The organism is Bacillus sp. MYb78 (assembly GCF_002975115.1).
In the GTDB taxonomy this organism is placed as follows: Bacteria; Bacillota; Bacilli; order Bacillales; family Bacillaceae_G; genus Bacillus_A; species Bacillus_A cereus.
The window spans coordinates 348,293-361,712 of the sequence record NZ_PCOB01000002.1 but is presented as its reverse complement, the minus strand read 5'-3'; the positions used below and the strand labels follow the sequence as shown (position 1 = coordinate 361,712).

Sequence of the window (13,420 nt, the reverse complement as noted above, 5' to 3'; positions counted from 1 at the left end):
GCGAGCCCTCATTATGAGGAAGCTCGCTTTTTTATTCTTTCATTTTAGACTTTAAATTTGTAACTAATTGATCTACCGTTACATTTGCAAGCACGTTTTCCATCGCTTCTTGCGCTTGCATTAAAATAATTTCTAATACTGATTGAATATTAGCTCCTACTGGACATTCAATGTTGGGATTTTCATGGAAGGAAAATAGCTGTCCTTCTTCTACAACTTCCACTGCTTTATATACATCAAGTAATGTAATTTCTTCTAAATCTCGAGCAAGTGTCGTACCACCTTTACCAGCTTGTACATCAACAAGTCCTGCTCTCTTCAACATTCCTGTAATGCGACGAATCACAACTGGATTTGTATTCACACTACCGGCAATCCATTCAGAGGTACAGCGAGAGTTTCGATCTATCGCAAGTAATGTCAGCATATGAACACCTACTGTAAAACGACTACTAATCCCCATCTGCACACCCTCCTTTTTATTCATTCTATTAAAAGACGACTCTTATTATTATATACTATTTTTAATTTATACATAAAGAAAAAGCATGATTTCAATAGGAAATCATGCTTTTCTCTCATTATTGACGCTTTATAAATTTCGCTAAATCTTTAAATTTCACTTTATCTGAGTAATTCATTACGCCATTTACGTAAATGCGGCTTGTAACAGCATTTAATATCGCAATTGTCGCCAATAAGACTGCTAATGTTATCGTAATTTCTAGCATACCTGCTTCACCAGCTACAATACGTGAGAAGGTAACCATCGGTGTAAAAAATGGAACGTAAGAACTTACAACAACGATAGTACTATTCGGATCACTTAATGATTTAATACTAATGAAGAATGCAGCCATAATTAAAATCATTATCGGGAAAGATACAGCTTGTAAATCCTCCGTCTTAGACACGACAGCTCCAGCAGCAGCATACATCATTGCATAAAGTAAATATCCCGTAATGAAATAAACAAGAAACATGCTTACAACCTTTGCATCTAATTTCGTAAAGTCAATTGGAATACCCAATAGTGAGGCACTTTCTAAATCGACCCAACCTAACAAATATGGAATAAGATAACCACACGCCAATATGACAAGTTGCAATAAAGCCGTTGAAACAACCGCTAAAATTTTCGCATACATCATCGTAAGAGGTTTCACTTTCGGAAGCATTACTTCCATTACACGTGACGCCTTCTCAGATGCAATATTCATTGCGATTGTATTTCCGAACGCTACAATAAACATATATAAAGCAAATGTAAAGAAATAGGCAATTCCGAAAGAAGATGTACGATCTTTTATCGCTTCTTGCTTTACTTGAATTTCTGTTTGTAATTGCTGTGCAATTTCTGGTGAAACATTATTTTGGGCAATTGTCACCATCGTATATTGTTGCTTTAAATATCCTGCCATAATTGCAGAAGTTGCTTGGCTTGGAAATCCATTATACATATATGTAATCGATGGAGCCCCACCCTTTTCCGTCACATGGAATAGACCATCTAAATCGCCTTCTTCTACTTGCTTATGCAGTTTATCAAAATCATCCTTTGAACCAAGTGTTATTTTTGCTGATGGCAATAACTTATTTAGCTCATCTTTTTGTACTTTATATGTGGAACTCTCTACTACAACTGCAATTTTATCTTTATCCTTATTTTTATCATCGCCTGAAGTAAAATGATTAAATGCAAAAATCCCAAACACAACTAAAAATAAAATGGCACTCGTAATTAATGATTTTTTAGATAAAAATGCTTCCCTAAAATAAAATGAAAATACGTGAGAAAATTTACGCATCGTTATTTCGCCCTCTCTACAAAGATTTCATTTAACGTCGGCTCTAACATTTTGAATTGTCGTAAGCTAACACCTTGCTCTTGCAACTGTTGCAAAATCTTGAGAGCTTCCGCATCGTCTTGTACTTTCACATAAAGAAGGCCTTGTTGTTTTTCATACGATACATGTATAGCTTCTAATCCCTTTTCATTCTCTACTGTATCTTCAATCGTTAAATTACGGAAACCGTATTCTTTCTTAATATCACTTAGCTGTCCTTTTACGACTGCTTCACCTTTTTTCAAAATACATACATGTTGGCAAAAAGCCTCTACTTGTTCCATACGATGACTTGATAAAATAATCGTCTTTCCGCTCTGTACTTGTTCTTCAATAATACTAGCTAACATCCCGGCGTTAACTGGATCAAGGCCGCTGAATGGTTCATCTAAAATGAGAAGTTCCGGATTATGAAGAAGAGCAGCAATTAATTGGATTTTTTGCTGATTCCCTTTTGAAAGCTCTCCAGCCGTTTTAAATTTATATTCTGGTATCGCTAAACGCTCTAACCAATGATCAATAGCTTGATCTACTTCTTTCTTCGACATTCCTTCTAATCTACCAAAATATCGCAACTGATCTATTACTCTACTTTTTGTATATAAACCTCTTTCTTCTGGTAAATACCCAATTGTTACGCCACTATCCCCAAATGCTTTTCCATCCCACGTAATCGTACCTTCATTAGGCGTTAATAATCCGAGAAGCATTTTGATTGTTGTTGTTTTCCCTGCACCATTTCGTCCAAGTAATCCTAGTACTTCACCTTTTGGTAACGAAATTTGCAAACCGTTAACTGCTTTTGATTCCCCAAATTGTTTCGTTAAGTTTTGAATTTGTAAACTCAAAGTATAAAGCCTCCCCTTTAGTATCATTCGTACTCTCTTTCAAAGACTATGTTTATTCAAGAAAAAATATAGCACTACACTTCATCCTCTTATATGTAAACACCGTCATTAATCCATCATTTGTTCTATTTAGTTAAAATTGTAAATAACAAAACTCTTTTTGTCAATTATAATTGTCATTACGACAATAAAACTTGTCAAAATAACTATTATTATTTTGCTCATCTTTCTAATATAGGACATACTACTATATATACAAAAGACAATATGCAAATGTTCATATAAAAATATTATATTTTAATATATAATATAAAATGATTTTCTAACATCAAGGAGGGTACATATGAAGATGAAGAGGGGCATTACCACTCTATTATCTGTAGCGGTTCTATCTACATCACTTGTAGCATGTTCAGGAACACCAGAGAAAACAGTGGCGAAAGAAGAGAAAGTAAAATTAACAGAACAGCAATTAATGGCTGATTTATGGTATCAAACAGCTGGCGAAACGAAAGCACTTTACTACCAAGGGTACAATATCGGTCAATTAAAGCTTGATGCAGTTCTTGCAAAAGGGACAGAGAAAAAACCTGCTATCGTACTTGATTTAGACGAAACTGTTTTAGATAACAGTCCTCATCAAGCAATGAGCGTAAAAACAGGCAAAGGCTATCCTTACAAATGGGATGATTGGATTAATAAAGCTGAGGCTGAAGCCCTTCCAGGCGCAATTGATTTCTTAAAATATACAGAGTCTAAAGGTGTAGATATTTACTACATCTCAAATCGTAAAACGAACCAACTAGATGCAACAATTAAAAATCTTGAGCGTGTAGGTGCTCCTCAAGCAACGAAAGAACATATATTACTACAAGATCCGAAAGAAAAAGGAAAAGAAAAACGCCGTGAACTCGTTTCTCAAACCCATGATATTGTCTTATTCTTCGGTGATAACTTATCTGATTTCACAGGTTTTGATGGAAAATCTGTAAAAGATCGTAACCAAACAGTAGAAGATTCAAAAGCACAATTTGGTGAGAAATTCATTATTTTCCCGAATCCAATGTATGGCGATTGGGAAGGCGCTTTATATGATTATGATTTCAAAAAATCAGATGCAGAAAAAGATAAAATCCGTCGCAACAACTTAAAATCATTTGAAGTAAAATAAAAGAGGATGGCATTCGCCATCCTCTTTATTTTACTTTCTCTGTTAAAGGCAAGATAAACACTTCCACACGTCTATTCTTTGCCTTTCCTTCTTGTGTATCGTTTGGAGCAATTGAACGGTATTCTCCGTATCCAATCGCACTAAATTTTTCTGGTTGTAATTCTTTATTTTGCAGTAATACTTGCATAAAATTAACTGCCCGCTGCGTACTTAATTCCCAATTCGACGCAAACTGCGCATTCGCAATAGGGACATTATCCGTATGACCCGATACTGTAATTTCACGAGGTGACGCTGAAACAAGTAAGCTAGACATCTCTTTCGCAATCCCTAAAGATTCTAATTTCACATCTGCTTTCCCCGAATCAAACAGTATATTTTCTAATATTGTCACCATTAATCCCTTTTCAGTTAATTTAGTTTGAAAAGAAGAGGATAATTGTTTTTCATTAATATATTGATCAATCTTTTTTTGTAATGCTTTCAATTCATCCATCTCTTTTTTTTCTTTAGCTCTAGCTTCTTCTTGTTTTTTTGCTTGTTCTGCCTCAAGGCTACTTGCTGATAATTCTTTTTCCTCATTTGGCTTTTGATCACTTAAAAATTCTTTGTTACCTGTTCCCCCAGCTAATTCACTTCGAAAAGCAACTGCCATCTGTTTAAACTTCGCAGCATCTATACTACTCATTGCGAATAAAACGATAAACAATGCAAATAACAACGTTAACATATCAGAATATGGAATTAACCACGTTTCATCGATATGCTCATCATGTTTTTTCTTTTTGCCTCTTCTATTTTTCTTACTCCGCATTTTTTTCTGCTCCTTTTTCTAGCTTTTTACGCTCAGTTGCAGAAAGTGCACCTAAAATGCGGTTCTTCATAATAAACGGATATGTACCTTCTTGTAACATTAATAAACAATCAATGATTAAACGTTTTTTCTCAATTTCAGCTGAAGATTTTTGCTTTAACTTATTTGCAAATGGATGCCATAATACATAACCTGAAAAAATACCAAAAATCGTTGCAATAAACGCACCCGAAATAGCATGACCTAACTTTTCAATATCAGTTAAGTTACCAAGCGCAGCTACAAGACCGATAACAGCACCTAAAACTCCTAATGTCGGTGCATACGTACCAGCTTGTGAAAAAATAGCAGCTCCCTTTGCATGTCTTTCTTCAATTGCCTCTAATTCAGATTCCAAAATCTGCTCTAAATCTTCTGCGGATACGCCATCAATCACAAATTTCATACCGCGCAAAAGAAATTCATCTTGAATTTTGTCTAATTGTTGCTCTAAAGACAAAATACCGTATTTTCTACTTTCAGATGTCCAATGAACAAATAATTCTAGCAACTGTTCATAACTTAAATCCTTTTTATTTGAACCAAAAAGAACTTTAAATAGTTTTGGAACCCTTTTTAGTTGATTCATCGGAAATGCAATACATACTGCAGCAAATGTACCGATAAAAATAATTAATGCTGCGGCAGGATTTAATAAGGCTGTTACGTCAGCGCCCTTGACGACCATCCCTACTACCACTGCTAAAAATCCTAAAACAAGTCCAATAATTGTTGCAAAATCCATTCCCATTCACTCCTAGTCTATACAAGAAGTTCTTTATTCTCGATAATCGCTACATCTTCTTATGTATATATATTACATAAAAAATGCAATTCATGAAAGATAAGAAATGAATTATATAAAAAAATACTACAAATTCACACATTTTCTGACATTTTCTTTGCATTTCTATTACGTTATGACTCTTATATTCCTTTTCCAACAAACTAGACTTATAATAAAAAAACGCTACACATTTTATTAAGAAGGGACTGTGGTTACAAGGCATTATGAAAAAGATAATAATTATTTCTGCCACTACTATTGTAATCGGTATCACATCTTTCACTTACTTTGGTTCTAAATCACCACTACATAATGAAGCGAAAGCTGTCGAAAGTCAAAAACATACTAATCACCCAAAAGAAGAGATTCCTGCTTTTCCAAAAGCTGATCATAATGCAAAGAAAATAGACAATAACTTTTCAGTTGTAACAAATCCAAAATCTAATCTTGTCTTAATTAATAAACATCGAAAACTACCAGATGGATACATTCCTGAAGACTTAACGAGACCAAACGTACCATTTGCTAGTCCAAAAGATAAAGAAAAAACATTGCTACGCAAAGATGCTGCAGAGGCACTTGAAAACATGTTCAAAGCTGCGAAAAAAGAAGGGCTTGATTTTACAGCTGTATCTGGTTATCGTTCATACAAACGCCAAAAATCGTTGCATGATACATACGTTAGGCGTCAAGGAAAAGCTGAGGCTAATTCAGTAAGCGCAATTCCTGGTACGAGTGAACACCAAACGGGTTTAGCAATGGATATTAGTTCAAAAACAGCTAAATTTCAATTAGAGCCTATTTTCGGGGAGACAGCAGAAGGAAAATGGGTCGCGGAACACGCTCATGAATTCGGCTTTGTCATTCGTTACTTAGAAGATAAAACAGATACAACAGAATATGCATATGAACCATGGCACTTACGCTACGTTGGTAATCCATACGCTACATACCTATATAAACATCACTTAACATTAGAAGAAGCGATGGAAGACAAAAAATAAGAGAGCAAATTGCTCTCTTATTTTTCTTTCACTCTATCATTGTAGTAATTTCTTCTTCCATTCTTCAGGCCATGGTTCGCCTCTTCCTGTTTTTTTCGACGCTTGAACCATCATTCCACGACCTACTAAACAAACCTCTCCTTCTGCATTCTTCACCATATAATGTAGATCTAAAGAAGAGTTCCCAACCGATCCTGCCTTTACATACACCTTCAACTGTTCATCAAAATATATTTGCTTAATAAAATTACATTGTAAATCCGCAACAACGATCATCGTTTCTGATGATGCATGTGTCCACTCTTGCATAAATCCAAGTTCTTTAAACAACGCGATACGAGCTTCTTCAAAATAAGTAAAAGCAACGACATTATTTACATGTCCAAACATATCTACTTCACCAAAACGAACCTTTACAGGATTGTAAAATGAAAAACCACTTTCCCATTTCTCGAAGTCTTCAATATAAGAAATTCTCTTCAACGCTATCTCCCCTTCCTGCCAAAAAAAACAGAATAAACTGAAAAATGAAGTTATAAATATTGCCCCTTCAAGATGAAGAGGCAATATTTATTAATAGTTATTATCGCTACCAAAGAAATCTTTGAACGATTGAATTGTTGTATCACGGTTTAATGCCGCAATTGAAGTTGTTAAAGGAATACCCTTCGGACATGACTGCACACAGTTTTGAGAGTTACCACAGTTTGCTAGTCCTCCATCTCCCATAATTGCACGTAAGCGATCTGCTTTATGCATTTCACCCGTTGGATGTGAGTTGAATAAACGAGCTTGTGATAACGGCGCTGGTCCAATAAAGTCAGACTTACTGTTTACGTTTGGACATGATTCTAAGCAAACACCACATGTCATACATTTTGAAAGCTCATAAGCCCATTGACGCTTTTTCTCAGGCATTCTTGGTCCTGGACCTAAGTCATACGTACCATCAATTGGAATCCAAGCTTTAACGCGTTTTAGAGCATTAAACATGCGACTGCGGTCAACTTGTAAATCACGTACAACTGGGAATGTCTTCATCGGCTTTAAGCGAATTGGCTGTTCTAATTGGTCAATAAGAGCCGTACATGATTGACGTGGCTTTCCGTTAATAACCATCGAACATGCACCGCATACTTCCTCTAAGCAGTTCATATCCCATGCGATCGGAGTTGTTTGGTTTCCTTTTGAATCAACAGGATTACGACGAATTTCCATAAGCGCCGAAATAATATTCATATTAGGACGATATGGAATTTCAAACTCTTGGTCAAACTCTTGTGCATCTGGTCCATCTTGTCTCGTAATGATGAGGCGGATTGTTTTCTCAGACATGTTGTTTATCCCCCTTCTCTTCACCCTTAGCAGCTACATCATGTTTTGAAGAATAATCACGTTTACGTGGTTTAATTAATGAAACATCAACGTCTTCGTAATGGAATGCTGGTGCATTTCCTTCTCCTTCAAATTTTGCCATAGTAGTTTTTAAGAAGTTTGCATCATCACGATTTGGGAATTCAGGTTTGTAATGCGCCCCGCGGCTCTCATTACGGTTATATGCGCCAATTGTAATAACACGTGCTAACTCAAACATATTTGCAAGTTGACGTGTAAATGAAGCACCTTGGTTACTCCATCTCGCTGTATCGTTAATGTTAATACGTTTGTAACGATCCATTAACTCTTCAATTTTCGCATCTGTTTCTAATAACTTTTTATTTTCACGAACTACTGTAACGTTATCTGTCATCCATTCTCCAAGCTCTTTATGAAGAACATATGCATTTTCATTACCATCCATCGTTAAAATATTGTTAAATTTCTCTGTTTCGATTAATTCATTTTGCTCATATACAGTAGATGAAACAGCATCTGATGATTTAGAAAGACCTTTCATATATTCAATTGCGTTTGGTCCTGCTACCATACCACCGTAAATTGCTGATAATAGTGAGTTTGCACCAAGGCGGTTACCACCGTGCATAGAATAATCACACTCACCTGCTGCAAATAAACCTGGAATACTAGTCATTTGCTTATAGTCAACCCATAGTCCACCCATTGAATAGTGAACAGCTGGGAAGATTTTCATTGGTAGTTTACGAGGATCATCCCCTGTAAATTTCTCATAGATTTCAATAATTCCACCAAGTTTAATATCTAGTTCTTTCGGATCTTTATGAGAAAGATCTAAGTACACCATGTTTTCACCGTTAATACCTAGTTTTTGCTCTACGCAAACATCAAAGATTTCACGCGTTGCGATATCACGAGGTACAAGGTTTCCGTAAGCCGGATATTTTTCTTCTAAGAAGTACCATGGTTTACCATCTTTATATGTCCAAACACGTCCACCTTCACCACGTGCAGATTCACTCATAAGACGTAATTTATCGTCTCCAGGAATTGCCGTTGGGTGAATTTGAATGAACTCACCATTTGCATAATATGCACCTTGTTGATATACAGCAGAAGCTGCTGTACCTGTATTAATAATGGAGTTTGTTGATTTTCCGAAAATGATACCAGGGCCCCCTGTTGCCATAATCACGGCATCAGCTCCGAAACTTTTAATCTCCATAGTTTGTAAGTCTTGTGCAACGATTCCTCGGCACACACCTTCATCATCAACAACAGCTCGTAAGAAATCCCAGCCTTCATATTTCGTTACAAGTCCTGCTACTTCGTGACGACGTACTTGCTCATCTAATGCGTAAAGTAATTGCTGTCCAGTTGTTGCACCAGCAAATGCTGTACGGTGATGTTGCGTTCCACCAAATCGACGGAAATCAAGAAGTCCTTCTTCCGTACGGTTGAACATAACACCCATACGGTCCATTAAATGAATGATACCAGGTGCTGCTTCACACATTGCTTTAACTGGTGGTTGGTTCGCTAAGAAGTCCCCACCATAAATTGTATCGTCAAAGTGGATCCATGGAGAATCCCCTTCACCTTTCGTATTTACGGCACCGTTAATTCCGCCCTGAGCACATACAGAATGTGAACGTTTTACTGGTACTAAAGAAAACAGTTCAACATTTACTCCTGCTTCTGCCGCTTTAATCGTTGCCATTAAGCCAGCCAAGCCACCGCCGACTACTATAAGTTTCCCTTTCATGCTCTCCCACTCCTTACTGATTTGCTAGCTGTGGATCGATGAACGCTAATAATGCACTCACACCTACATAAGATAGACCTAAGAAAATAGCTAATGTTACATAAGTAGAGATTCTTTGTGAACGTGGAGATACTGTAATTCCCCAGCTGATGCAGAATGTCCATAGTCCATTTGCAAAGTGGAAAATTGTTGAAACAACACCAACTAAGTAGAATGCAAACATAGCTGGATTGTTTAAAATATCTGCCATCATATCATAGTTTACCTCTTTACCTAACATTGCTTGAATACGAGTTTCCCAGACGTGCCAAGAAATGAAAATCAGCGTAACGATACCTGAAATTCTTTGGAAAACGAACATCCAGTTACGGAAATAACCGTAAGAAACCGCATTGTTCTTAGCTGTAAATGCAATATATAAGCCATATATAGCATGGTACAGTATCGGTAAAAAGATGATGAAAATTTCTAGCGCATACCGGAATGGAAGGAGCTCCATAAAGCCTGCAGCTTTGTTAAAAGCCTCTGCTCCTCTTGTTGCAAAGTTGTTTACAATTAGATGTTGCGTCAAAAAGACACCAACCGGGATGACCCCCATTAATGAGTGCCACTTACGAAACGTATACTCGCGGCCTTTCATGTCCCCATTACCCCCTTGAATGTTTGACTGCTGTTTTCAGATTAATTTATAACAATAATGTTTTTTCACTATTGGCATAAGAAAAACTGAAAAAATTATTCGAAATATTTCAGCATAATTTGATAACAAGTTCATTTTACCCCTATTTTTGTCGAAGCGTCAAGAAAACGTATACATAATTTGCATATAATTTGGCAATTCTTTTTTTCTTCTTAGATATTCAGATTTCCCTAAAGAAAAATCTGTTTTTATAAATGAAAAATGTTATATAATAATCCCTATAGAAAGAGGGGAATATTGTGAGTAAAAATACAATCGATATAACATCTTTAGAAGATGTTTCATTGAACGCCTTCGCTTATGAATTGCTACGTGAAGAATTACTACCTGATTTAATCGGCAACGATTTAGATGGTATTTTATACTGGTCTGGTAGAAACCTTGCAAGAAAATATCCGCTAGAAACAATTGAAGAAGTCATTCAGTTCTTTGAAAAAGCTGGCTGGGGCACTTTAAGCATTATTGAACATAAGCGTCGTGAAATGCAGTTCCAACTTAAAGGCACACTCATTGCAGAACGTCAAAAACAAAAACGACATTCTTCTTATCAACTAGAAGCTGGATTCATCGCTGAACAAATTCAAAAGCAACGGAACGTCGTTGCAGAGTCATACGAAGAAAAGAAAAAACGTTCTGACTCTATTACATTTCTTGTAAAATGGGATATAAAAGATCTCATTGAAGTGTAAGCATTACCTACAGTCAACTAGACATATCAGTTTAGTTGACTTTTTTGTATTTTCATTCAGATGCATTTATTTTAAATCTTCAGAAATTATACCAAAAAACAGAAGACGTTGTAAACTACAACGTCTTCTTATCTGTTAAATACGTATAAATCGTCTCCGCGACATTTTTCGGCATACCCGCTTCGACAAATTCCTCTATAGAAGCTTCTTTCATCTTCTTTAATGAACCAAAATGTTTTAACAATACCTTTTTCCGTTTATCACCTATTCCTGGAATGTCATCCAATGCTGATTGAATGACAGATTTCCCATGTAATTGACGATGGAATGTAATCGCAAATCGATGCACCTCATCTTGAATACGCTGCAATAAATAAAATTCTTGGCTATTTCTCTCAAGCATCACAGGTTCCGGTGGGTCCCCAATAATTAAATGGGAGGTTTTATGTTTATCATCTTTCACAAGACCTGCCATCGGAATATATAATCCGAGCTCATTCTCTAGAATATCACTTGCAGCCGCTAGATGGCCTTTTCCTCCATCAATAATAATCAAATCAGGTAAAGGTAAATTTTCTTTAAGGGCCCTTGTATAACGGCGCCTCACAACTTCTCTCATAGACTCATAATCGTCTGGTCCTTGAACCGTTTTAATTTTATATTTTCGATACTCTTTCTTCGCCGGTTTCCCATCGATAAAAGCAATCATTGCAGAAACAGGATTTGTTCCTTGAATATTTGAGTTATCAAACGCTTCAATACGATACGGCGTTTCAATCCCAAGCTGCTTCCCTAAATGATCTACTGCTTTAATCGTTCGTTCTTCATCACGTTCAATTAAGTAAAACTTCTCTTCAAGAGCAATTTTCGCGTTTTTATTTGCTAATTCTACAAGGTCTTTTTTCTTACCACGTTTCGGCTGTGTCGCTTCTACTTCTAAAAAGCGCTCTACTAATTCCGAGTCTATACTTCCTGGAACGACGATTTCCTTCGGCTTAAAATGACTACTGTTTTCATAAAATTGGCCGATAAATGTTAAAAAACCCTCTTCTGGTTCATCGTAAATTGGAAACATAGAAACATCACGTTCAATTAGCTTTCCTTTTCGAACGAAGAAAACTTGAACACACATCCATCCTTTATCCACTGCATATCCAAACACATCACGATCCACTAAGTCACTCATAATCATCTTTTGTTTTTCCATAATCGCATCAATATGAGCAATTTGATCACGCAACTCTTTTGCACGTTCAAACTCTAGTTTCTCTGAGGCCTCATACATTTTTACTTCTAATTCTGAACGAACTTCTTTATGTCCACCATTTAAAAACTTAATAATTGCATCTACAATTTCTTTATTTTGTTCTTCCGTCACTTCTTTCACACACGGCGCTAAGCATTGACCCATATGATAATACAAACAAACTTTATCTGGCATATTCGTACATTTCCGAAGTGGATACATACGATCTAGCAGTTTTTTCGTTTCATGAGCAGATTGTGCATTTGGATAAGGACCAAAATACTTTCCTTTATCCTTTTTTACATTTCGAGTAATGAGTAAGCGCGGTTGCTTCTCCGCCGTAATTTTAATAAAAGGATATGTTTTATCATCTTTTAATTGAATATTATATTTCGGATCATATTTTTTAATTAGATTTAACTCTAAAATAAGTGCTTCTAAATTCGAAGAGGTTACAATATATTCAAAATCAACAATTTCTCCTACAAGCCGCAGTGTTTTCCCATCATGTGAACCAGTAAAGTACGAGCGCACACGATTTTTAAGCACTTTTGCCTTTCCAACATATATAACCGTTCCTTGCTTATCTTTCATCAAATAACAACCAGGTTGATCTGGTAAAATAGCCAACTTCTCTTTCAAATGTTCGTGCACTCGTCTCCCTCCATTTCTACATACTTAGCATTTTTATTTTCCCTTGAAAACATACTATGCTCAAACACCCAACATACGTTCTTTTATTGTAACGGAAAGACTGTAAAAAAGAAAATAAAAAAAGCTACCAACTGGTAGCTTTTTTATTTTAGAAATGTTTAGAAACTAATTCTACTAACGCTTCTTTCGGTTTGTAACCTAACGTTTGATCAACTACTTTACCGTCTTTTAATACGAAAAGAGCTGGAATGCTCATTACTTCGAATTGACGAGCAGTTTCTTGGTTCTCATCAACATCTACTTTTACTACTTTTACTTTTTCTCCTAGTTCTGCATCGATCTCCTCTAATACAGGAGCGATCATTTTACAAGGTCCACACCAAGGTGCCCAGAAATCTAATAATACAACACCTTCGCTAGTTTCAGCTGCGAAGCTTTGGTCATTTGCGTTTACAATTGCCATTTTATTTCCTCCTTCAAGTATATTCTACCAAGAGTAT

At 36.1% G+C, this 13,420-nt stretch carries 14 protein-coding genes; 3 read left to right on the top strand and 11 right to left on the bottom strand.

Annotated elements, in window-relative coordinates; genetic code table 11:
• Window positions 1-31: 31 nt before the first annotated feature.
• The 3 genes from CQ064_RS05835 to CQ064_RS05825 all read right to left on the bottom strand — a co-directional run bounded on the left by CQ064_RS05835 (window position 32) and on the right by CQ064_RS05825 (window position 2,695).
• Complete coding sequence (locus CQ064_RS05835) at window positions 32-463, bottom strand: Rrf2 family transcriptional regulator (RefSeq protein ID WP_000512998.1); 432 nt, start codon at window positions 461-463, stop codon at window positions 32-34.
• Between the two features lie 118 nt (window positions 464-581).
• On the bottom strand, window positions 582-1,808 hold the full coding sequence (locus CQ064_RS05830; RefSeq protein ID WP_001224989.1) for an ABC transporter permease: 1,227 nt from the start codon (window positions 1,806-1,808) through the stop codon (window positions 582-584).
• A 2-nt stretch (window positions 1,809-1,810) separates the two neighbouring features.
• Complete coding sequence (locus CQ064_RS05825) at window positions 1,811-2,695, bottom strand: ABC transporter ATP-binding protein (protein WP_000058130.1); 885 nt, start codon at window positions 2,693-2,695, stop codon at window positions 1,811-1,813.
• Between the two features lie 343 nt (window positions 2,696-3,038).
• Here CQ064_RS05825 and CQ064_RS05820 point away from each other — a divergent pair, with 343 nt between their 5' ends.
• Entirely contained in the window at window positions 3,039-3,866 is an 828-nt protein-coding gene (locus CQ064_RS05820) for a 5'-nucleotidase, lipoprotein e(P4) family (RefSeq protein WP_000782772.1), read from the top strand.
• Between the two features lie 25 nt (window positions 3,867-3,891).
• On the opposite strand, the gene motB is transcribed toward CQ064_RS05820, so the two are convergent.
• Both motB and motA read right to left on the bottom strand, forming a co-directional pair.
• Entirely contained in the window at window positions 3,892-4,680 is a 789-nt protein-coding gene (motB, locus tag CQ064_RS05815) for a flagellar motor protein MotB (protein WP_001256741.1), read from the bottom strand.
• Window positions 4,670-5,464 carry a flagellar motor stator protein MotA gene (gene motA, locus CQ064_RS05810; RefSeq protein ID WP_000344862.1) on the bottom strand — a complete coding sequence of 265 codons (795 nt, stop codon included), beginning with the start codon at window positions 5,462-5,464 and terminating at the stop codon, window positions 4,670-4,672. The genes motB and motA overlap by 11 nt, the downstream gene beginning before the upstream one ends.
• Window positions 5,465-5,730: 266 nt before the next feature.
• Here motA and CQ064_RS05800 point away from each other — a divergent pair, with 266 nt between their 5' ends.
• The gene (locus CQ064_RS05800; protein ID WP_000720210.1) at window positions 5,731-6,510 is read left to right on the top strand and encodes a M15 family metallopeptidase; all 780 of its coding nucleotides are present in this window, start codon (window positions 5,731-5,733) and stop codon (window positions 6,508-6,510) included.
• A gap of 36 nt (window positions 6,511-6,546) precedes the next feature.
• On the opposite strand, the gene CQ064_RS05795 is transcribed toward CQ064_RS05800, so the two are convergent.
• The 4 genes from CQ064_RS05795 to sdhC form a co-directional block, all read right to left on the bottom strand.
• Window positions 6,547-6,993 (bottom strand): acyl-CoA thioesterase, encoded by a 447-nt coding sequence (locus CQ064_RS05795; RefSeq protein ID WP_000822727.1) that lies wholly within the window; start codon window positions 6,991-6,993, stop codon window positions 6,547-6,549.
• Between the two features lie 90 nt (window positions 6,994-7,083).
• Window positions 7,084-7,845, bottom strand: a complete 762-nt coding sequence (gene sdhB, locus CQ064_RS05790) for a succinate dehydrogenase iron-sulfur subunit (protein ID WP_001291830.1) — start codon at window positions 7,843-7,845, stop codon at window positions 7,084-7,086.
• Window positions 7,838-9,631 (bottom strand): succinate dehydrogenase flavoprotein subunit, encoded by a 1,794-nt coding sequence (gene sdhA, locus CQ064_RS05785; protein WP_000676743.1) that lies wholly within the window; start codon window positions 9,629-9,631, stop codon window positions 7,838-7,840. The genes sdhB and sdhA overlap by 8 nt, the downstream gene beginning before the upstream one ends.
• 13 nt (window positions 9,632-9,644) lie before the next feature.
• A complete protein-coding gene (sdhC, locus tag CQ064_RS05780) occupies window positions 9,645-10,271 on the bottom strand; it encodes a succinate dehydrogenase cytochrome B558 (protein WP_000678354.1) in 627 nt (208 codons plus the stop codon).
• A gap of 299 nt (window positions 10,272-10,570) precedes the next feature.
• Between sdhC and CQ064_RS05775 the strand changes: the two genes are divergently transcribed.
• A complete protein-coding gene (locus CQ064_RS05775; protein ID WP_000042214.1) occupies window positions 10,571-11,020 on the top strand; it encodes a YslB family protein in 450 nt (149 codons plus the stop codon).
• A gap of 115 nt (window positions 11,021-11,135) precedes the next feature.
• Here the strand turns inward: CQ064_RS05775 and uvrC are convergent, their stop codons facing one another.
• Window positions 11,136-12,920: an excinuclease ABC subunit C gene (uvrC, locus tag CQ064_RS05770; protein WP_000544292.1), complete on the bottom strand. Its 1,785-nt coding sequence runs from the start codon at window positions 12,918-12,920 to the stop codon at window positions 11,136-11,138.
• A gap of 148 nt (window positions 12,921-13,068) precedes the next feature.
• Window positions 13,069-13,383, bottom strand: a complete 315-nt coding sequence (gene trxA, locus CQ064_RS05765; protein ID WP_001018944.1) for a thioredoxin — start codon at window positions 13,381-13,383, stop codon at window positions 13,069-13,071.
• Window positions 13,384-13,420 lie beyond the last annotated feature (37 nt).

What these genes read in the sequence shown, in the direction of transcription:
- motA (WP_000344862.1), bottom strand. Translation starts at nt 5,464, where the DNA reads ATGGATTTTGCAACAATTATTGGACTTGTTTTAGGATTTTTAGCAGTG.
- sdhA (WP_000676743.1), bottom strand. Translation starts at nt 9,631, where the DNA reads ATGAAAGGGAAACTTATAGTAGTCGGCGGTGGCTTGGCTGGCTTAATG.
- CQ064_RS05830 (WP_001224989.1), bottom strand. Translation starts at nt 1,808, where the DNA reads ATGCGTAAATTTTCTCACGTATTTTCATTTTATTTTAGGGAAGCATTT.
- trxA (WP_001018944.1), bottom strand. Translation starts at nt 13,383, where the DNA reads ATGGCAATTGTAAACGCAAATGACCAAAGCTTCGCAGCTGAAACTAGC.
- CQ064_RS05820 (WP_000782772.1), top strand. Translation starts at nt 3,039, where the DNA reads ATGAAGATGAAGAGGGGCATTACCACTCTATTATCTGTAGCGGTTCTA.
- CQ064_RS05800 (WP_000720210.1), top strand. Translation starts at nt 5,731, where the DNA reads ATGAAAAAGATAATAATTATTTCTGCCACTACTATTGTAATCGGTATC.
- motB (WP_001256741.1), bottom strand. Translation starts at nt 4,680, where the DNA reads ATGCGGAGTAAGAAAAATAGAAGAGGCAAAAAGAAAAAACATGATGAG.
- sdhC (WP_000678354.1), bottom strand. Translation starts at nt 10,271, where the DNA reads ATGAAAGGCCGCGAGTATACGTTTCGTAAGTGGCACTCATTAATGGGG.
- sdhB (WP_001291830.1), bottom strand. Translation starts at nt 7,845, where the DNA reads ATGTCTGAGAAAACAATCCGCCTCATCATTACGAGACAAGATGGACCA.
- CQ064_RS05835 (WP_000512998.1), bottom strand. Translation starts at nt 463, where the DNA reads ATGGGGATTAGTAGTCGTTTTACAGTAGGTGTTCATATGCTGACATTA.